This window comes from Halopseudomonas salina, from assembly GCF_008641105.1.
Genome location: NZ_VTTI01000017.1, coordinates 1 through 18,444, shown reverse-complemented (window position 1 = coordinate 18,444; position 18,444 = coordinate 1). Strand labels below are relative to the sequence as shown.

The following is an 18,444-nucleotide window of genomic DNA, read 5'->3' as shown; positions in this document are numbered from 1 at the left end:
AACATATTGCACATGGACAAACTGCTCATCACCGGCGGCAACCGCCTGGATGGAGAAATCCGCATTTCCGGGGCAAAAAACTCCGCGCTGCCCATTCTGGCAGCCACCCTGCTCGCGGACGGACCGGTGACAGTCTGTAATTTGCCGCACCTGCATGACATCACCACCATGATCGAGCTCTTTGGCCGCATGGGTGTTGAGCCGGTGTTGGACGAGCGGATGAATGTGGCGGTTGACCCAACACGCATCACCACGCTGGTTGCGCCCTACGAACTGGTCAAGACCATGCGTGCGTCCATCCTGGTGCTGGGTCCAATGGTGGCGCACTTCGGCTATGCCGAGGTGGCCTTGCCCGGTGGTTGTGCCATCGGTTCACGCCCGGTTGACCTGCACATTCGCGGTCTTGAGGCCATGGGCGCCGAAATTACCGTGGAAGAGGGCTATATCAAGGCCCGCGCGCCCGAAGGCGGCTTGCGCGGCGCACATTTTTTCTTTGATGTGGTCTCGGTAACCGGTACTGAAAACATTCTGATGGCCGCCACCCTGGCCAACGGCCGCACCATACTGGAAAACGCCGCCCGTGAACCCGAAGTGGTGGATCTGGCCGAATGCCTGATCGCCATGGGCGCGAAAATTTCCGGTCACGGCACCGACACCATCACCATCGACGGAGTGAAAAGCCTGCACGGTGCGCGATACTCGGTGATGCCTGACCGCATCGAGACCGGTACCTATCTGGTCGCTGCGGCGGCAACAGGCGGGCGCATCAAGCTCAAGGATACCGACCCGACCATTCTCGAAGCGGTTTTGCTCAAGCTGGTTGAGGCCGGCGCCCAGATTGATACCGGCAAGAACTGGATATCTCTGGACATGAAAGGTAACCGGCCAAAGGCAGTCAATCTGCGTACTGCCCCCTATCCGGCATTTCCGACGGACATGCAGGCTCAGTTCATTGCCATGAATGCGGTGGCTGAAGGCACTTCGACAGTCATAGAAACGGTGTTCGAAAACCGCTTTATGCACGTGCAGGAAATGAACCGTATGGGAGCTCACATCACCATCGAGGGCAATACTGCAATCGTTACCGGTGTAGAAAAGCTCAAGGGTGCGCCTGTCATGGCCACCGACCTGCGCGCATCGGCCAGTCTGGTTATCGCTGGTCTGGTTGCCGAGGGCGAAACCCTGGTCGACCGGATTTATCACATCGACCGCGGTTACGAATGTATCGAGGAAAAGTTGCAGATGCTTGGCGGTATAATCCGCCGCGTCTCCTGAGCCAAACAAGGGATCACGCATGACCCAGAGTCTGACTATCGCCCTGTCCAAGGGTCGCATTCTTGACGATACGCTGCCGCTGCTGAAGCTGGCTGGCATCGAGCCGCTCGAGGATCTGGACAAAAGTCGCAAACTGATTTTCGAAACCACTGATCCTGATGTGCGTTTGCTGATCATCCGCGCCACCGATGTGCCGACCTATGTGGAGCTGGGTGCAGCGGACATGGGCGTGGCTGGCAAGGATGTGCTGATGGAATATGGCAGTCAGGGGCTCTATGAGCCACTGGACCTGAAAATTGCCAATTGCCGACTGATGACTGCCGGGCCGGTGAATACCCCAGAGCCCAAGGGGCGTCTGCGGGTGGCCACCAAGTTCGTCAACGTGGCGCGTCGCTACTACGCCGAACAAGGCCGTCAGGTCGAGGTCATCAAACTGTACGGCTCCATGGAGCTCGCACCTCTGGTTGGTCTGGCAGACAAGATCATCGACGTGGTCGACACCGGCAACACCCTGCGGGCCAACGGCCTCGAGGCGCAGGAACTGATTGCCACCATCAGCTCCAGGCTGGTGGTCAACAAGGCCGCAATGAAAATGAAGCACGCCCGGATCAAGGCACTGATTGAATTGCTGGCTGCTGCGGTAGAGCAGCGCTCCGCCTGAAAGCCCCTTACGAACCCACTTATTCTGAAAAGGTGAATGTGATGAATGCACCGCTGAAAATTGCCCGTCTGGACGCCAGTCAGTCTGACTTCAGCCAGCATCTCGACACGTTGCTGGCCTGGGAAGGGGTATCGGATAAAGGCGTCAACCAGCGTGTTGAAGAGATCATTGCTGCCGTGCGCGCACGGGGTGATGCTGCGCTGATCGAATATACCGCCCGTTTTGATGGGTTGGATGTCAGCTCCATGGCAGACCTGACCCTCGACCGTGCTCGGCTGGAGCTGGCGCTGGAGCGTATTACTCCAGAACAGCGAACGGCTCTCGAGTTTGCCGCCGAGCGAATTCGTGTGTATCACGAGCATCAGGTACAGCCTTCCTGGCGCTACACCGAGCCGGACGGCACCATTCTTGGCCAGCAGATTACACCGCTGGACCGCGCCGGCCTCTATGTGCCGGGTGGTAAAGCGTCTTACCCTTCGTCAGTGTTGATGAACGCGATTCCCGCCAAGGTAGCCGGTGTACGGGAAGTGGTCATGGTCGTGCCCACGCCCCGTGGCGAGATCAACGAGCTGGTGCTTGCCGCTGCTTGCCTGGCGGGCGTAGACCGCGTGTTTACCCTGGGTGGTGCTCAGGCGGTGGCGGCAATGGCCTACGGCACCGAGACCGTTCCGCGGGTGGACAAGATCGTCGGCCCAGGCAATATCTATGTAGCCACAGCCAAACGCTCGGTGTTCGGCCAGGTGGGAATCGACATGATTGCCGGCCCTTCCGAGATTCTGGTGGTGTGTGACGGTCAGACTGACCCGGACTGGATTGCGATGGATCTGTTCTCCCAGGCCGAACACGATGAGGATGCGCAGTCGATCCTGCTATCGCCGGATGCGGATTTTCTCGACGCCGTTGAAGCCAGTCTCAATCGTCTGCTTGACGGTCTTGAGCGGGCCGATATCGCCCGTGTTTCCCTGGAGAATCGCGGTGCGCTGATCAAGGTAGACAATCTGGAACACGCCTGCGAGGTGTCCAACCGCATCGCTCCAGAGCACCTGGAATTATCGGTAGCCGACCCGGAAAGCCTGTTGTCGCAGATTCGCCACGCAGGCGCCATCTTCATGGGCCGCTACACCCCCGAGGCAGTAGGCGATTATTGCGCCGGCCCGAACCACGTATTGCCTACCTCAGGCACGGCGCGCTTCTCCTCACCTCTGGGTGTCTATGACTTCCAGAAGCGCTCCTCGGTGATCTTCTGCTCACCCGAGGGTGCTTCCGAGCTGGGCAAAACAGCATCGGTACTGGCCCGCGGTGAAAGCCTGACAGCGCACGCGCGCAGTGCGGAATACCGTATAAAGCCCTAGCTGCAAGCTGCAAGCTGCAAGCTACAAGCTACAAGCCAAAAGCCAAAAGCAGCAAGCTACAAGCACCAATAACCGTTCCGACGCTCGTCGCTGCAGTATGCACGGACGGCTTGCCGCTTGAAGCTTGCAGCTTGCAGCTTGAGGCTATTTTATTGAGGATTGATCTGTGAGCCGATTCTGGAGCCCGTTCGTTGCCAGCCTGGTGCCCTATGTGCCCGGCGAGCAGCCCAAGCTGGACAATCTGGTCAAGCTGAACACCAATGAAAACCCCTACGGGCCCTCGCCCAGGGCGATTGAAGCCATTCGCGCAGTGCCTGATGACAGCCTGCGGCTTTACCCGGCGCCTGACGCCGAGGGTTTGAAGGGCGCTATCGCCGATTACTATGGCGTACAGAGCAACCAGGTATTTGTCGGCAATGGTTCAGACGAGGTGTTGGCCCATGTGTTTCATGGGCTGTTCCAGCATGGCAAGCCCTTGTTGTTCCCTGATATCAGCTACAGCTTTTATCCGGTCTACTGCGGTCTCTACGGAATACAGGCACAGACCATACCCCTGACCGACGACTTTCGGATCAATGTAGACGATTACCTGCAGCCCAATGGCGGCATTATCTTCCCCAATCCCAACGCGCCTACGGGTATTGCACTGGGGTTGAGTGCAATCGAACAGCTGCTCAAAGCCAATGCAGATTCGGTCGTGGTAGTGGATGAAGCCTACGTGGATTTTGGCGGCCAGACCGCTATCAGCCTGATCGATCAGTATCCCAACCTGCTGGTAACCCAGAGTCTGTCCAAGTCACGCTCCCTGGCGGGGCTGCGGGTTGGGCTTGCCGTGGGTCATGCTGATCTCATTGAGGCGCTGGAGCGAATCAAGAACAGCTTCAATTCCTACCCGCTGGACCGACTGGCGCTCGCTGGAGCCGAGGCGGCATTTGTTGATACGGCGTACTTTGAAGATACTCGGCAAAAGGTCATCCAGAGTCGGGAGCATCTTGCTGAGACACTTCAAGACATGGGGTTTGAGGTACTACCTTCGGCGGCAAACTTCGTATTCGTTCGCCATCCTGACCATGATGCAGCTGCGCTGGCGAAAGGCCTCAGGGATCAGCGTGTGATCGTGCGCCACTTTGCGAAGCCGCGTATCGATCAGTTTCTGCGCATCACCGTGGGGACCGAGGAGCAGAACAGCAAGCTCATCGCCGTTCTGCGCGACCTGCTCTAAGATTCTAGCGCTCAGGGGCGGAAGTTGGGCCGCACGCCCACTGCCGCCTCGAAGCTTATTGCCTTGCCCTCACGCAGCACTTCAAGGGTTACAGTTTCACCGGGGTCGGCTCTGGCCACCTGGTTCATTGCCTGTCGACCGGTAATCGCAGGTTCGTTTTCAATCCGCAATATCACGTCACCCGGCATCAGGCCCGCCAGGGACGCAGGTCCGTCACGGTACAGTCCGGAAATGACCAGGCCCGTGCCTGCGTCCACGTTGAGCGCTTCGGCCAGTTCAGCGGTGAGGGGTTGCACTTCCACCCCCAGCCAGCCACGCACCACCCGGCCGTTCTTGATGATTTCCTGCATCACCTCTGCTGCCAGCTTCACCGGAATCGCAAAACCGATGCCCTGAGATCCGCCCGATTGGGAGAAAATCGCCGTATTGATTCCCACCAGATTGCCGGCGGTATCGATCAGTGCGCCGCCCGAGTTGCCCTGGTTGATCGCCGCATCCGTCTGGATGAAGTCTTCGTAGGTGTTGAGTCCCAGCTGGTTGCGACCCGTGGCGCTGACGATCCCCATGGTCACCGTCTGACCAAGACCAAACGGATTGCCGATGGCCAGCACCACGTCGCCCACCTGCTGTTCACCGGCGCCGCTGATCGAGATGGATGGCAGATCGCCGAGTTTGATCTTGAGAACCGCCAGATCAGTTTCGGGATCGGTCCCCACCAGGGTCGCAATGGCTTCGCGCCCATCGCGCAGGCCAACCAGGATCTGCTCCGCACCGGCAATCACATGATTGTTGGTAAGCAGGTAGCCATCTGGGCTGAGAATTACCGCAGAGCCCAGACTCGAGTCGCGTCTTGTGGGTGCGGGTAAGGCGTCTGAGTAATCACCGGTGGCAGGGTTGGGGAGTAAAGGCTGCCCAATCTGATTGGCTACGCGCTTGGTTGTGTATACATTGGCTACTGCTGGCGCTGCACGCTGCACAGCTATACGGTAAGACCCTTGCCCAGACTTCTCATCCTTATCGGGTGGGGCTATCTCGATAACCGGATCACTCGCCGGCATGCCCAGAGGTTGTGGGTAATACTGCAGCAAGACGAGTGCCAGCAGCACGCCGCAGGTCACTGGCCAGCCCCAGTCGCGCATCAATTCATTCATCAAACAGTCCCGATCCCGCCCGCAGCCAATGGCCGTTAGTGCTGCATAGTATAAGGGGATCAAACCCATAAATGCAGGTATTGCGCCGGGGAGTGGCCGGGTAGGTGCAGAACTGGCCAAACAGGTTCACAGCGCAGACAATACGCGCAGGTTCTATACACAGGAGGCTCCCCCATGGTGGAAAGGTCAACGCTGGTCGATTACTGCAACAACCTGCTGGAATCAGATGCGTTCCAGGATTACTGCCCCAATGGGCTACAGGTGGAAGGAGCAGGCCAGGTACAGCGGCTGGTGACTGGCGTAACCGCCAGTCAGGCATTGGTAGATGCTGCCGTGGCCACCGGCGCGCAGATGCTGCTAGTGCACCATGGGTACTTCTGGAAAGGTGAGCCTGCGGCAGTGACCGGTATCAAGTATCGTCGCCTCAAGGCGCTGCTTGGCGCAGACGTCAATCTGCTCGCCTACCATCTGCCGCTGGATGTGCATGGCGAACTGGGCAACAACGTGCAACTGGCAAAACTGCTGGGCTGGAAGGTGCTTGGCGGGCTTGAACCGGACAACCCCCGTTCGGTAGGGCTTTACGGCGAATTGCCCGAAGCAATGGAGGGTGGCGCGCTGGCACGTCATATGGCCGACGTGCTGCAGCGCGAGCCTTTGCATATCGCCGGTAATGACCGCCCCATCAAACGTATTGCCTGGTGTACTGGTGCAGCCCAGGGCTATATCGAACGGGCTATCGCCCTAGGCGCCGACGCTTATGTGACCGGGGAAGTGTCCGAGCCCACGGTTCACGCAGCGCGGGAGAATGGCATCCACTTTTTTGCTGCCGGACACCATGCGACAGAGCGGTATGGCGTCAAGGCTCTGGGCGAGCATCTGGCCGAGCGCTTTGGCCTGCACCACGAATTTATCGATATCGACAACCCGGTTTGAGCGGTAACCGGCAGGCGACCCGAGCTATATTGATATGCTTTAAAGGTATTAAAACACGCCTTATTAGATTGCTTGGCGTTTGATACAATGCCGTCAACTGAATACGGGATGCGCCTCGTCCCCTTGATATCGCGAGTACGCCATGCTGGAAAAACTGACTCATCTCAAGCAACTGGAAGCGGAAAGCATCCACATCATTCGTGAAGTGGCTGCGGAGTTTCAGAATCCGGTGATGCTCTACTCGATCGGCAAGGACTCCGCTGTAATGCTCCACCTGGCGCGCAAGGCCTTCTATCCTGGTCGCCTGCCGTTCCCGGTCCTGCACGTGGATACCGGCTGGAAGTTCCGCGAAATGTACAAGTTCCGCGAGCGCATGGTCGAAGAAATGGATCTCGACCTGCTGGTGCATCAGAACGCTGAAGGCCTGGCCCAGGGCGTAGGCCCCTTCACCCATGGCAGCGCCGTGCATACCGACGTGATGAAGACCCAGGCGCTGAAGCAGGCCCTGGACAAGTACGGTTTTGACGCGGCCTTCGGTGGTGCCCGCCGTGACGAGGAAAAGTCCCGCGCCAAGGAGCGCGTCTACTCATTCCGCGACAAGCATCACCGCTGGGATCCCAAGAACCAGCGTCCCGAGCTGTGGAACGTCTATAACGGCAAAGTACACAAGGGCGAAAGCATTCGCGTATTCCCCCTGTCCAACTGGACCGAACTCGACATCTGGCAATACATCTACCTGGAAAGCATCCCGATTGTGCCTCTGTACTTTGCCGCCGAACGTCCGGTAGTCGAGCACAACGGCTCATTGATCATGGTCGATGACGAGCGCATGCCCATGGAAGAAGGTCAGAAGCCGGAAATGAAAATGGTTCGTTTCCGTACCCTGGGCTGTTACCCCCTCACCGGCGCCGTCGAATCCACCGCCGCCACGCTCCCGGAAATCATCCAGGAAATGCTCCTGACCCGTACATCCGAACGCCAGGGCCGCATGATCGATCATGATCAAGCCGGATCGATGGAAGAGAAGAAGAGGCAGGGCTATTTCTAGCGGTAGCTAAAAAAGCGGCAAGCCTCAAGCTGCAAGCGACAAGCAGATTGGAGCAGTCGCCGTATTTACGATTTATAACGGCAACATGGAGGTTGCTGATGGATTTTGAAAAGCTTGAGGTCTGGCATCGCAGCAAAGCGCTTTCGGTTGCCATGTATCGAGCGCTGGCAGACTGCCCGGATTATGGCTTCCGGAATCAACTGACGCGGTCTGCTCTATCCGTTCCAAGCAATATCGCCGAGGGAATGGAGAGAGCTGGCAATGCAGAGAAGCGTTACTTTCTCAGCGTTGCCAAAGGGTCTTGCGCAGAAGTGCGCACGCAGCTGATGGTAGGACAAGAGATTGATTACGTGGAGCAGGCGTTTGCCGCGCATTGGATCCATGAAACACGCGAGCTGTCGCGAATGCTGACAGGCTTGATTAATAGAATTACTGAATAATTGCACGGACAGCTTGCCGCTTGTCGCTTGCAGCTTGGAGCTTGGAACATGAGTCACCAATCAGAACTGATCAGCGAAGATATCCTGGCGTACCTCGGCCAGCACGAACGCAAGGAACTGCTGCGTTTTCTTACCTGCGGTAACGTCGACGACGGCAAGAGCACGCTGATCGGGCGTTTGCTGCATGATTCCAAGATGATCTACGAAGATCATATGGAAGCCATTACCCGCGACTCCAAGAAGTCTGGCACCACCGGTGAAGAGGTCGATCTGGCGCTGCTGGTCGATGGTCTGCAGGCCGAGCGCGAGCAGGGCATCACCATTGACGTTGCCTACCGCTATTTCTCGACCGCCAAGCGCAAGTTCATCATCGCCGATACCCCCGGCCATGAGCAGTACACCCGCAACATGGCCACCGGTGCCTCGACCTGTGATCTGGCGATCATCCTGATCGACGCCCGTTACGGCGTGCAGACCCAGACCAAGCGCCACAGCTTTATCGCCTCCTTGCTGGGTATCAAGCATATCGTTGTTGCAGTAAACAAGATGGATCTGAAGGACTTCGATGAAGGCGTCTTCAATCAGATCTGTGACGACTACCGCGAGTTTGCCAAGGGCTTGGAAATGCTCGACGGCAATAGCGTACATTTCGTGCCGATGTCTGCACTCAAGGGCGACAACGTCGTCAACCGTAGCGAGCGCAGCCCCTGGTATACCGGCCAGACCCTGATGGAGATCCTCGAGACCGTTGAAGTCGCCGCCGATCGCAACCTCAAGGATCTGCGTTTCCCGGTCCAGCTGGTTACCCGGCCGAACCTTAACTTCCGCGGCTTTGCCGGCACCCTGGCATCCGGTGTCGTGCACAAGGGTGATGAGTTGGTCGTATTGCCATCGGGCAAGAGCAGTCGGGTCAAATCCATTGTCACCTTCGACGGAGAGCTGGAAAGCGCCGGTCCTGGTCAGGCAGTGACGCTGACCCTGGAAGACGAAATCGACATCTCCCGTGGCGACGTGCTCGCGCATATCGACAACCGCCCCCTGATCGGCGATCTGTTTGAAGCCAATCTGGTGTGGATGGCCGACCAGCCGATGCAGCCGGGCCGCAAGTACGATATCAAGCGAGCAACCAGCAACAGCCCGGGCTCCTTTACCCGGATCGTACACCGCATCGACGTCAATACGCTGGAAAAACAGGATGCGCCCGAACTGGGTCTGAACGAGATCGGCCGCGTCGAGTTATCCCTTGAGCGTCCGATTGCCTATGACGACTACCGGGCCAACCGCACCAGCGGCTCGTTTATCGTCATCGACCGCATGACCAATGGCACCGTTGGCGCCGGCATGATTGTCGCCAAGGGCCTGTTGGGTCAGAACACCACCGGTAGCCGCCATGGCGGGTTCGCCCATGTGACTGCCAGCGAACGCGCGCAGCGTTTCGGCCAGGAGCCGGTTACTCTGCTGTTTACCGGTCTTTCCGGTGCCGGCAAGAGCACCCTGGCCTATGCGGTTGAACGCAAACTGTTCGACAGCGGCCGTGCCTGCTACGTGCTCGATGGCAAGGAGTTGCGTCAGGATCTGAGCAAGGGGCTGACACAGGATGCCGCTGGCCGCGCCGAGAATCTGCACAAGGGCGCACGTATTGCCCGGCAGATGAACGAAGCCGGACTGATCGCGCTGGGAGCCTTCGTGGCTCCGACCGCGGAAAGCCGCGCTCAGGCCCGTTACATTCTGGGTGAGCGCTGCTTGATGGTGTATCTGGATACACCCATGGACGTCTGCCAGGAACGTGATCCTTCCGGTCTGTATGCAGCTAATGCCGAAGGCACCATACCGGGCGTTTCCTATCCGTACGAAGCTCCGGCTGATGCGGATCTGGTGTTGGACACCAGCAAGCAGAATCTGGAGACCTGCGTTGCCGAGGTGATAGAGCTGCTCAGAACCCGCAAGTTGATCTGAGCGCGACCGCCGATGAAGCCCGCCGACATCGACTTTATGCGCCTGGCCCTGGCCGAGGCGCATCTTGCCGCGGAGCTAGGCGAGGTGCCGGTGGGCGCGGTACTGGTGCACCAGGGCCGGGTGATCGGCAAGGGCTTCAATCAACCGATCAGCAGTAACGACCCCAGTGCCCATGCCGAGATGGTTGCCCTGCGCCAGGCCGCCCTGGCCCAAAGCAACTACCGCCTGCCGGACACCACCCTGTACGTCACCCTCGAACCCTGCACCATGTGCGCGGGCCTGCTGATTCACAGCCGCGTCTCGAGGCTGGTGTTCGGCGCCAGCGAACCCCGCGCCGGCGCCGTGATCAGCCGCGCGCAGATCTTCGACCAGCCCTGGATGAACCACCGAATTGAAGTGGAAGGCGGGGTTTTGGCGGAGGAGTGCGGGGAAGTGCTCAGGGCGTTTTTTAAAGGGCGGAGGTGAAGCCCCAAGCCCAAACACAGCGGCAAGCGGCAAGCGGCAAGCTGTCCCTGCCCACTCAGATCCAGGGGTAGAGGTTTGGTCTAGGGTTTTCTTGCAGCTTGCCGCTTGAAGCTTGCAGCTGGACTAACTCCCGCAAGACTTAAAAGTTTTGCGGGAGTTGGTCCAGGATTCCCGGCGCATGATATTGCTCGGCATCCGCCTGGGCCATTTCGGCCTGTGGCTGGGTCACCCATTGCAGGATCTCGTGGTAGCGGCGGATGTTCTGCACGTAGTGCACCGGCTCGGCGCCGCGGGCATAGCCGTAGCGGGTCTTGGTGTACCACTCCTTTTTCGATAGCAACGGCAGGTGGTCCTTTACGTCGACCCAGCGATTGGGGTCGCGGCCGTTGCTGCGGGTCAGGTTGCGTGCGTCATCCAGGTGACCTATGCCCACGTTATAGGCGGCCATAGCAAACCAGGTGCGATCAGGCTCGGGGATGTCTTCGGGTAACTGGTCGCGCACCCAGATCAGATACCGGGCGCCGCCAAAAATACTCTGCTTTGGATCGATACGGTTGGTCACGCCGACGAATTTGGCGGTGGGCAGCGTCAACATCATGATCCCACGCACGCCGGTGAACGACACGGCATCCGGATCCCATAAGGACTCCTGGTAGCCCATTGCTGCCAACAGGCGCCAGTCCAGTCCGTACTGATCACCGGCTTGACGGAACAGAGTCTCATAGCGTGGCAAGCGTTGCAGCGTGTGCTGGGCGAACCAGCGGGCTCCCACGTAGTCGAGCACGTCGGCATGGCCGTAGAACCGTTCAACCAATTGATCCAGCGTGCCATCGGCGCGTATGCCGGCAAAGAACACATCCACTGCCTGTTGCAGGCTGTCATCCTCGCCGGGGGGTAAGGCCCAGGCCATAGGTTGGGGTTCGGACAAATCAAAACCCACCCGCACTGCCGGATAGAACGCCTGGTTTACCACCAGCTCGTTGGAATACACCACCGCATGGTCTATCTCGTTGTCATTGACCAGGCGCAGCAGGTCAACCACCTCGACCCGGTCGGACTCTTCAAATACCAGGTCTGGATGCTCGGTCTGCAAATCACGTAGTTGGTCCGCCAGGGTGCTGCCCTTGAGCACCATGATGCGCTTGCCGTAAAGATCTTCGAGCGTACGCGGCTGCGACTCGCCATGGCGATAGACCACCTGGGGGGTGACATCCATGTAAGGTGTGGAGAAGCGCACCTGGTCAGAACGTTGCGGGTTGACGGTAATGCCGGCCGCGCCGATATGAGGACCGGTGGGCTCCGACATCTGCTCGAACAGCTCATCCAGGGTGTCGATGGTTTCCACTTCCAGGTCCAGCTGAAGACTGTCGGCAAAGCGCTTGCTCAGCTCGTATTCCAACCCGGTATTACCGTGGCGGTCCTGGTAAAAAGTGGTGGGTGTGTTGCGGGTAGCCATGCGAACTACACCCTGGTCGCGCATTTGCTCCAGGTGGGTAGTGGGTTGCTCGCAGCCCGACAACAATGCAGTAAAAAGCACTATGGTCGAAAACGGCAGCAGAGCTAATCGAGTCAGTTTTGCTGGCATGGGAGTGAGTATATGCAAAAGCGCAGGGCGGACATAGCTGCCAGCTGTTCGACTATGTGTCATCAGCCTGCCATGGCCCCCAACGCCAGCTTGGGGTATCCTATGTGCCTTCTTTTTTACACTTCTCCGAGGCCGTAACCAGCATGCATACACTGCGTGGCGCCCCAGCCCTTTCCCCATTCCGTCGTGACAAGCTCCTGGCCCGATTGCAGGAGCGTGTTCCCGGCGTGAGCGCCGTTTACGCCGAGTTCATGCACTTTGCCGAGCTGCGCGAAGCACTCGATGAGGCGCAGCTGGAAGTGCTCGAGCGTATTCTGCGTTACGGCCCCTCGGTTCCTGCCGAAGAGCCGCGGGGCAGCCAGTTTCTGGTCGTGCCGCGGTTTGGCACCATTTCTCCCTGGTCCAGCAAGGCGACCGACATCGCACATAACTGCGGCCTGGAGTCTGTTGTCCGTCTGGAGCGAGGTATCGCCTATCACGTGACCAGCGCGGATGGGGAGCTGAGCGCCGCCGATCACAAGCAGGTCGCAGCACTGCTGCACGACCGCATGACCGAGCGTGTACTGGACAACGTCGAGGCCGCAGCCGACCTGTTCCGCCATGCTGAGCCGCAACCCTTCCAGCGCGTCGACATTCTCGGCGGTGGCCGCAAGGCACTGGAGCAGGCGAATATCAGCCTCGGTCTGGCGCTGGCGGATGACGAGATCGACTACCTGGTCGACAGCTTCAAGGAGCTGGAGCGTAATCCCAGTGACGTCGAACTGATGATGTTCGCGCAAGCGAACTCCGAGCATTGCCGCCACAAGATCTTCAATGCCACCTGGGACATTGACGGTGAAGCGCAGGACAAGAGCCTGTTCGGCATGATCAAGAACACCTACCAACTGCACAGCGAAGGCGTGCTGTCTGCCTACAAGGACAACGCCGCAGTCATTGAAGGCTTTGTCGCCGGGCGTTTCTTCCCGGTTGCCGGCAGCGGCGAATACCGCGCCCATGAAGAGCCTGTGCACATCCTGATGAAGGTCGAGACGCACAACCACCCCACAGCGATTGCACCTTTCCCCGGTGCTGCCACCGGCTCCGGCGGCGAGATTCGTGACGAGGGCGCCACCGGTCGCGGCGGTAAGCCCAAGGCGGGTCTGGCCGGTTTTACCGTCTCCAACCTGCGCATCCCAGGCTTCGTTCAGCCCTGGGAAGAAGATAACGGCAAGCCCGAGCGTATTGTCACGCCGCTGCAGATCATGATCGATGGTCCGCTGGGCGCCGCTGCCTTCAACAACGAATTCGGCCGGCCAAACCTGACCGGTTACTTCCGTACCTGGGAGCAGACCGTCAACTCCCCGCGCGGCCCTGAGATCCGTGGCTATCACAAGCCAATCATGATCGCCGGTGGCATGGGTAACATCCGTGCCAACCACGTGGAAAAGGCCGAAATCACTGTTGGTGCCAGGCTGATCGTTCTCGGCGGACCGGCGATGCTGATCGGTCTCGGTGGCGGTGCTGCCTCCTCTATGGATACCGGCAGCAGCGCTGAAGATCTTGATTTTGCTTCGGTACAGCGCGAAAACCCGGAAATGGAACGCCGCTGTCAGGAAGTGATCGATCGCTGCTGGCAGCTGGGCGACAAGAACCCGATCGCCTTCATCCACGATGTGGGTGCCGGTGGCCTGTCCAACGCCTTCCCGGAACTGGTGAATGATGGTGGTCGCGGAGGTCGTTTCGAACTGCGCAACGTCCCCAACGATGAGCCGGGCATGAGCCCATTGGCAATCTGGTCCAACGAATCTCAGGAACGTTATGTCATGGCCGTGGATAACAGCGATTTCGATCGCTTCCAGGCTATCTGCGAGCGCGAGCGCTGCCCCTTCGCTGTCGTCGGTGAAGCTACAGAAGAGCAGTTGTTGACTCTGAGCGACAGCCATTTTGAGAACAATCCGGTCGACATGCCCCTGTCGGTATTGCTCGGCAAGCCGCCACGCATGCACCGCAGTGTTGAGCGTGAAGCCGAGCCCGCGGATGACTTTGACGCCAGTGCACTGCCCTTGGAAGAAGCAGTGAACCGCGTGTTGCGTCTGCCCTCGGTGGCGAGCAAGGGCTTTCTGATCACCATTGGTGATCGTAGCATTACCGGTCTGGTTGCCCGTGATCAGATGGTTGGACCCTGGCAGGTACCGGTCGCCGATTGCGCCGTGACTGCCAGCAGTTTTGATGTGCACACCGGTGAAGCCATGGCCATGGGCGAGCGTACACCGCTGGCATTGCTCGATGCGCCTGCATCCGGCCGCATGGCCGTCGCCGAGGCCATTACCAACCTGGCCGCCTCACGCATCGACAGCATTTCCGATATTCGCCTGTCCGCCAACTGGATGGCTGCCGCCGGCCACCCCGGGGAAGACGCTCGCCTGTATGACACCGTGCGCGCCGTCGGCATGGAACTGTGCCCGGCACTCGGCATCACCGTGCCGGTGGGCAAGGATTCCATGTCCATGAAAACCCGCTGGGATGATGCCGGCGAAGACCGCAGCGTGACCTCGCCGATGTCCCTGGTGGTCACCGGCTTTGCACCGGTACAGGACGTGCGCGCCACGCTCACACCACAATTGCATCTCGACCAGGGCGATACTGATCTGATCCTGATCGACCTGGGCCGTGGCCAGAACCGCCTCGGCGGCTCTGCGCTGGCGCAGGTATACAACAGCATCGGCCAGACCGCACCGGACCTGGACGACGCCGAAGACCTCAAAGCCTTCTTTGCTGTGATTCAGGGTCTGAATCAGGATGAGCTGCTGCTGGCTTATCACGACCGGTCCGACGGGGGTCTGCTGACCACCTTGGCCGAGATGGCCTTTGCCGGTCACTGCGGCTTGAAAATCCAGCTCGACGTACTGGCCGACGCCGCGAGCGAGTTGCCTGCTGCCTTGTTCAATGAAGAACTGGGCGCCGTGATTCAGGTACGCCAGAGCGATACCGAAGCCGTTCTCAGCCAGCTTTCAGCCGCTGGCCTGGGTGACTGCAGCGCTGTGATCGGCCAGCCGCAAGGGCCGCAGGACTTCTGGTTTAGCTTTGCCGGCGAAGACGTACTCACCGGCACTCGGGCAAGCTGGCAGCGGGCCTGGAGCGAAACCAGCTGGCACATCCAACGGATGCGCGACAACCCCGATTGTGCGGATCAGGAGTTCGAGCTGCTGGCCGACGACGCCAACCCCGGGCTGCAAGCCATGCTCAGCTTCGACATCAACGAAGATGTGGCTGCGCCATTCATCAGTGGCAGTGCGCGCCCGCGCATCGCCATACTGCGCGAGCAGGGCGTTAACGGTCAGGTAGAAATGGCCGCCGCCTTTACCCGCGCCGGGTTCACCGCCGTTGACGTGCACATGAGCGACATACTCAGCGGCCGGGTGCATCTGGAAGACTTCCGCGGGCTGGTCGCCTGTGGCGGCTTCTCCTACGGTGACGTGCTCGGAGCCGGCGAAGGCTGGGCCAAGTCGATTCTGTTCAATGCCCAGGCCCGTGAGGATTTCAGCGCCTTCTTTGCCCGCCCCGATACCTTCACCCTGGGTGTGTGCAACGGCTGCCAGATGCTCTCCAACCTGCGAGAACTGATTCCCGGCAGTGAGCATTGGCCACACTTTGTGCGTAACCGCTCCGAGCAGTTTGAAGCGCGGGTCGCCATGGTCGAAATCCAGCCATCGCCCTCGATCTTCCTCAGCGGCATGGTCGGCTCGCAACTGCCCATTGCCATCGCCCACGGTGAAGGCCACGCCGAGTTCGCTGATAGCGCAGCCGTGGACGCCTGTGAAGCAAGCAATAGCGTCGCAATGCGCTACGTGGACAACCGCGGCCGCATGACCGAACGCTACCCGGCCAACCCCAACGGCTCGCCGCGCGGTATCACCGGCCTGACCACCCGTGACGGCCGAGTCACCATCATGATGCCCCACCCGGAACGCGTATTCCGCGCCTCGCAAAACTCCTGGCACCCCAGTGAGTGGAGCGAAGACGGTGCCTGGATGCGCATGTTCCGCAATGCCCGAGTCTGGGTCGGCTGACGCCACCCAGAGCAGTAACCAACACCCCGGCGCCCGCCGGGGTTTTGCTTTTTGGTCGCAACTCACAACCAGCGAAAATCCCTTTGGACAATTCCCGCTGCTCTGGATTACTCTCAGGGTACGCAACGGAATGCGAGCTCCATCCCGCCTCCAGGCAAGGACAGCCTGCACTCCTTTCAAACCAAATATAACGAGCTTCTTCCACTTGTCCGGGAACAGGATAGGGCGGTAGCGTGCCTGAACACAGTTCAGCCCAAAGGGCTCTGCACACCCGCAAAGCCCTGGCCGAGCACATGGGTGTATATCTGCGTAGTGCGCACGTCCGCATGGCCAAGCAGGGTCTGTACGGTGCGAATGTCGCTACCGCGGCGCAGCAGCTCGGTAGCGAACGTATGTCGAAAGGTGTGGCACCCAGCCGGTTTGCCAACACCCGCTTCGCCGACGGCGATCTTCACCGCTCGCTGGATACTGCTGACATGCACGTGATGACGAACACTGTTTCCGTCCTCATCCAGACAGATATTGTTGGATGGGAAAAGCCATTGCCACTCAAGAGATCGCGAAGCTGAGGGATATTTCCGACGTAACGCAAAAGGCAGGGAAACCGGGACGGCAAAAAAACCGTCCTGGCTTTTCCAGTCGGAAAAAATGCGCTGATTGCGGTGATGTAAAGCTTGAATAAGCGCCGTAGGGAGTAACGTAGTGCGATCTTTGCCACCCTTACCATCTCTCACGGTGATGATTTGCCGATCAAAATCGATATCCTTGATACGCAAGCGCGACGTTTCCACAACGCGCAAGCCGGCGCCATACATCAGCGAGGCCATCAGTTTGTAGGGTTCGGCCAACCGATCAATGATGCTCATCGCTTCTGCATGGGTCAGCACCACAGGCAAGCGGGGAGGGCGTTTGACCCTCACCGTTTCACCAATGTCTCCAAGGGGATGCTCAAGCACTCGCGCATACAGAAATACAATCGCGTTCAGCGCAAGGTTCTGGGTCGCCGCAGCCACTTGCCGATCAGTTGCCAGCCAGCTGAGAAAGGCGTTTACCTCGGCCGGGCCAAGCTCAAGCGGGTGACGCATCTGATGAAAGCGAATGAAGTAACGGATCCAGTACCAGTAGCTTTTCTCTGTTCGAATGCTGTAATGGTTTACACGAATCACCGCGCGAAACTGATCGCGCAGGCGCGGCTTGGGAGAGGGGCTGTCCATGCTGACTCCAATGCTGTGTATTTATACAGTAGTAATAGGTTCATAGAATGTCGAAGTCAAGCGAATACGAGCTGGAAGCATCGCGTAGGTGCTAAAACGTTGTTATAGCTAGGAAAAGGCTTCCGGTGCCCTCGAAGGAGTCCCGGAGTTATATCGAACCATCCGTTATGCATTAACACCGCATGCGGTCTAATCACTGTTATGTTTCCTAGGGTCATCATGGAATATCAAGAAATTATTGAACTCGATGGCGGAAACCGGATGGCACTAATTTATGTAGCCGGTGATAAGACTATTCCAATCAAAGAGGCTAATTCAAATATCGTCTGCTTTGATAACAATATGAATATAATTTGGCGAGTATCTGCGCCGGCTACTGGTTTTGAAAGAGACTCCTTCGTAGAGCTTAATAAAGAGAGCAATGGCATAATTACCGGTCGCCGTTTCTTTGGTAACACATACACAATAAATCCATCCACAGGTGAGGCAACGCAATCAGGGTGGCAGAAATGAAACATAACAAGCGGCAGCAGCATCGCCCCTTCGGGGCTGGACTCGCTGACGCTCGCCGCTGTGCCGGACGTTATGCATATTTATGAAATGGCATCCGAGCAAGAAGAAGCGCGCACGAAATGAAGAATCGGTCAAAGCATCGCGCGTGTCCGGACTCTCCATGCTAAGCGATGTTTTTGAGAGCTTGATGCGTTCCAGAAAGCAAGGCTGGCTCTATTTTTGTATTTTCGTTTTTCTCGTAATCTTTTTGGGAGCCCATTTAGCTCAAGCAGCAACGACCTTATCAGTACCCAACATTCGAACTACAGAATCAGTGCATTTTGGCACTAGGCCGGCATGGTTCACTTTTGTCGTGTTTTTCAAGCTTGCGGCCTGGCTGTTCAGCGCTACCTATATGGCCATCTTCATCAAGAGCCTTCTGTGGCGTAAAAATGCATAACCAATCACTGCATGGGACCGCTTCTCCGCCGCTTCGCGGCTACAAACCGGCCCATGAGTTCACACGTTAGCACTCTATGAAATACATCGACAGTAGAAGCCATATTGGCTATGGAATGTACAAAAATGTATCTGAACTGAA

15 protein-coding genes are annotated in these 18,444 nt (G+C 58.4%); 12 read left to right on the top strand and 3 right to left on the bottom strand.

All coding sequences use genetic code 11. The features are described from left to right. Positions 1 to 12 precede the first annotated feature (12 nt). The 4 genes from murA (at position 13) to hisC (ending at position 4,510) form a co-directional block, all read left to right on the top strand. Positions 13 to 1,275, top strand: coding sequence for a UDP-N-acetylglucosamine 1-carboxyvinyltransferase (gene murA, locus FZF01_RS18480; RefSeq protein ID WP_150279248.1), 1,263 nt, complete (start codon positions 13 to 15; stop codon positions 1,273 to 1,275). A gap of 19 nt (positions 1,276 to 1,294) precedes the next feature. Then, complete coding sequence (gene hisG, locus FZF01_RS18475) at positions 1,295 to 1,936, top strand: ATP phosphoribosyltransferase (RefSeq protein ID WP_150279249.1); 642 nt, start codon at positions 1,295 to 1,297, stop codon at positions 1,934 to 1,936. A 41-nt stretch (positions 1,937 to 1,977) separates the two neighbouring features. Beyond that, on the top strand, positions 1,978 to 3,288 hold the full coding sequence (hisD, locus tag FZF01_RS18470) for a histidinol dehydrogenase (RefSeq protein ID WP_150279250.1): 1,311 nt from the start codon (positions 1,978 to 1,980) through the stop codon (positions 3,286 to 3,288). A gap of 166 nt (positions 3,289 to 3,454) precedes the next feature. Further along, positions 3,455 to 4,510: a histidinol-phosphate transaminase gene (gene hisC / locus FZF01_RS18465; protein WP_150279251.1), complete on the top strand. Its 1,056-nt coding sequence runs from the start codon at positions 3,455 to 3,457 to the stop codon at positions 4,508 to 4,510. A gap of 11 nt (positions 4,511 to 4,521) precedes the next feature. Here hisC and FZF01_RS18460 read toward each other — a convergent pair whose 3' ends face one another. Next, complete coding sequence (locus FZF01_RS18460) at positions 4,522 to 5,661, bottom strand: S1C family serine protease (protein WP_150279252.1); 1,140 nt, start codon at positions 5,659 to 5,661, stop codon at positions 4,522 to 4,524. Positions 5,662 to 5,835: 174 nt separating this feature from the next. On the opposite strand from FZF01_RS18460, the gene FZF01_RS18455 reads away from it, so the two are divergent. The 5 genes from FZF01_RS18455 to tadA all read left to right on the top strand — a co-directional run bounded on the left by FZF01_RS18455 (position 5,836) and on the right by tadA (position 10,503). Then, positions 5,836 to 6,594, top strand: a complete 759-nt coding sequence (locus tag FZF01_RS18455) for a Nif3-like dinuclear metal center hexameric protein (protein ID WP_150279253.1) — start codon at positions 5,836 to 5,838, stop codon at positions 6,592 to 6,594. 142 nt (positions 6,595 to 6,736) lie between these two features. Further along, positions 6,737 to 7,642, top strand: a complete 906-nt coding sequence (cysD, locus tag FZF01_RS18450; protein WP_150279254.1) for a sulfate adenylyltransferase subunit CysD — start codon at positions 6,737 to 6,739, stop codon at positions 7,640 to 7,642. A 98-nt stretch (positions 7,643 to 7,740) separates the two neighbouring features. Beyond that, on the top strand, positions 7,741 to 8,082 hold the full coding sequence (locus FZF01_RS18445; protein ID WP_150279255.1) for a four helix bundle protein: 342 nt from the start codon (positions 7,741 to 7,743) through the stop codon (positions 8,080 to 8,082). 48 nt (positions 8,083 to 8,130) lie between these two features. Next, positions 8,131 to 10,038 carry a sulfate adenylyltransferase subunit CysN gene (gene cysN, locus FZF01_RS18440; protein WP_150279256.1) on the top strand — a complete coding sequence of 636 codons (1,908 nt, stop codon included), beginning with the start codon at positions 8,131 to 8,133 and terminating at the stop codon, positions 10,036 to 10,038. Between the two features lie 12 nt (positions 10,039 to 10,050). Then, positions 10,051 to 10,503 (top strand): tRNA adenosine(34) deaminase TadA, encoded by a 453-nt coding sequence (gene tadA, locus FZF01_RS18435; RefSeq protein ID WP_223825550.1) that lies wholly within the window; start codon positions 10,051 to 10,053, stop codon positions 10,501 to 10,503. Positions 10,504 to 10,642: 139 nt separating this feature from the next. Here the strand turns inward: tadA and mltF are convergent, their stop codons facing one another. Beyond that, entirely contained in the window at positions 10,643 to 12,151 is a 1,509-nt protein-coding gene (mltF, locus tag FZF01_RS18430; protein WP_223825551.1) for a membrane-bound lytic murein transglycosylase MltF, read from the bottom strand. 80 nt (positions 12,152 to 12,231) lie between these two features. Between mltF and purL the strand changes: the two genes are divergently transcribed. Then, entirely contained in the window at positions 12,232 to 16,137 is a 3,906-nt protein-coding gene (purL, locus tag FZF01_RS18425; RefSeq protein WP_150279257.1) for a phosphoribosylformylglycinamidine synthase, read from the top strand. Between the two features lie 248 nt (positions 16,138 to 16,385). On the opposite strand, the gene FZF01_RS18420 is transcribed toward purL, so the two are convergent. Further along, on the bottom strand, positions 16,386 to 17,351 hold the full coding sequence (locus FZF01_RS18420; protein ID WP_150279258.1) for an integron integrase: 966 nt from the start codon (positions 17,349 to 17,351) through the stop codon (positions 16,386 to 16,388). 219 nt (positions 17,352 to 17,570) lie between these two features. On the opposite strand from FZF01_RS18420, the gene FZF01_RS18415 reads away from it, so the two are divergent. Both FZF01_RS18415 and FZF01_RS18410 read left to right on the top strand, forming a co-directional pair. Further along, on the top strand, positions 17,571 to 17,864 hold the full coding sequence (locus FZF01_RS18415) for a hypothetical protein (RefSeq protein WP_150279259.1): 294 nt from the start codon (positions 17,571 to 17,573) through the stop codon (positions 17,862 to 17,864). Positions 17,865 to 17,946: 82 nt separating this feature from the next. After that, a complete protein-coding gene (locus tag FZF01_RS18410; RefSeq protein ID WP_150279260.1) occupies positions 17,947 to 18,303 on the top strand; it encodes a hypothetical protein in 357 nt (118 codons plus the stop codon). Positions 18,304 to 18,444: the final 141 nt, after the last annotated feature.

Coding starts and splice junctions, on each gene's coding strand:
- murA (WP_150279248.1), top strand. CDS start 13: ATGGACAAACTGCTCATCACCGGCGGCAACCGCCTGGATGGAGAAATC.
- hisG (WP_150279249.1), top strand. CDS start 1,295: ATGACCCAGAGTCTGACTATCGCCCTGTCCAAGGGTCGCATTCTTGAC.
- hisD (WP_150279250.1), top strand. CDS start 1,978: ATGAATGCACCGCTGAAAATTGCCCGTCTGGACGCCAGTCAGTCTGAC.
- FZF01_RS18460 (WP_150279252.1), bottom strand. CDS start 5,661: ATGAATGAATTGATGCGCGACTGGGGCTGGCCAGTGACCTGCGGCGTG.
- FZF01_RS18455 (WP_150279253.1), top strand. CDS start 5,836: ATGGTGGAAAGGTCAACGCTGGTCGATTACTGCAACAACCTGCTGGAA.
- cysD (WP_150279254.1), top strand. CDS start 6,737: ATGCTGGAAAAACTGACTCATCTCAAGCAACTGGAAGCGGAAAGCATC.
- FZF01_RS18445 (WP_150279255.1), top strand. CDS start 7,741: ATGGATTTTGAAAAGCTTGAGGTCTGGCATCGCAGCAAAGCGCTTTCG.
- cysN (WP_150279256.1), top strand. CDS start 8,131: ATGAGTCACCAATCAGAACTGATCAGCGAAGATATCCTGGCGTACCTC.
- tadA (WP_223825550.1), top strand. CDS start 10,051: ATGAAGCCCGCCGACATCGACTTTATGCGCCTGGCCCTGGCCGAGGCG.
- mltF (WP_223825551.1), bottom strand. CDS start 12,151: ATGACACATAGTCGAACAGCTGGCAGCTATGTCCGCCCTGCGCTTTTG.
- purL (WP_150279257.1), top strand. CDS start 12,232: ATGCATACACTGCGTGGCGCCCCAGCCCTTTCCCCATTCCGTCGTGAC.
- FZF01_RS18420 (WP_150279258.1), bottom strand. CDS start 17,351: ATGGACAGCCCCTCTCCCAAGCCGCGCCTGCGCGATCAGTTTCGCGCG.
- FZF01_RS18415 (WP_150279259.1), top strand. CDS start 17,571: ATGGAATATCAAGAAATTATTGAACTCGATGGCGGAAACCGGATGGCA.
- FZF01_RS18410 (WP_150279260.1), top strand. CDS start 17,947: ATGAAATGGCATCCGAGCAAGAAGAAGCGCGCACGAAATGAAGAATCG.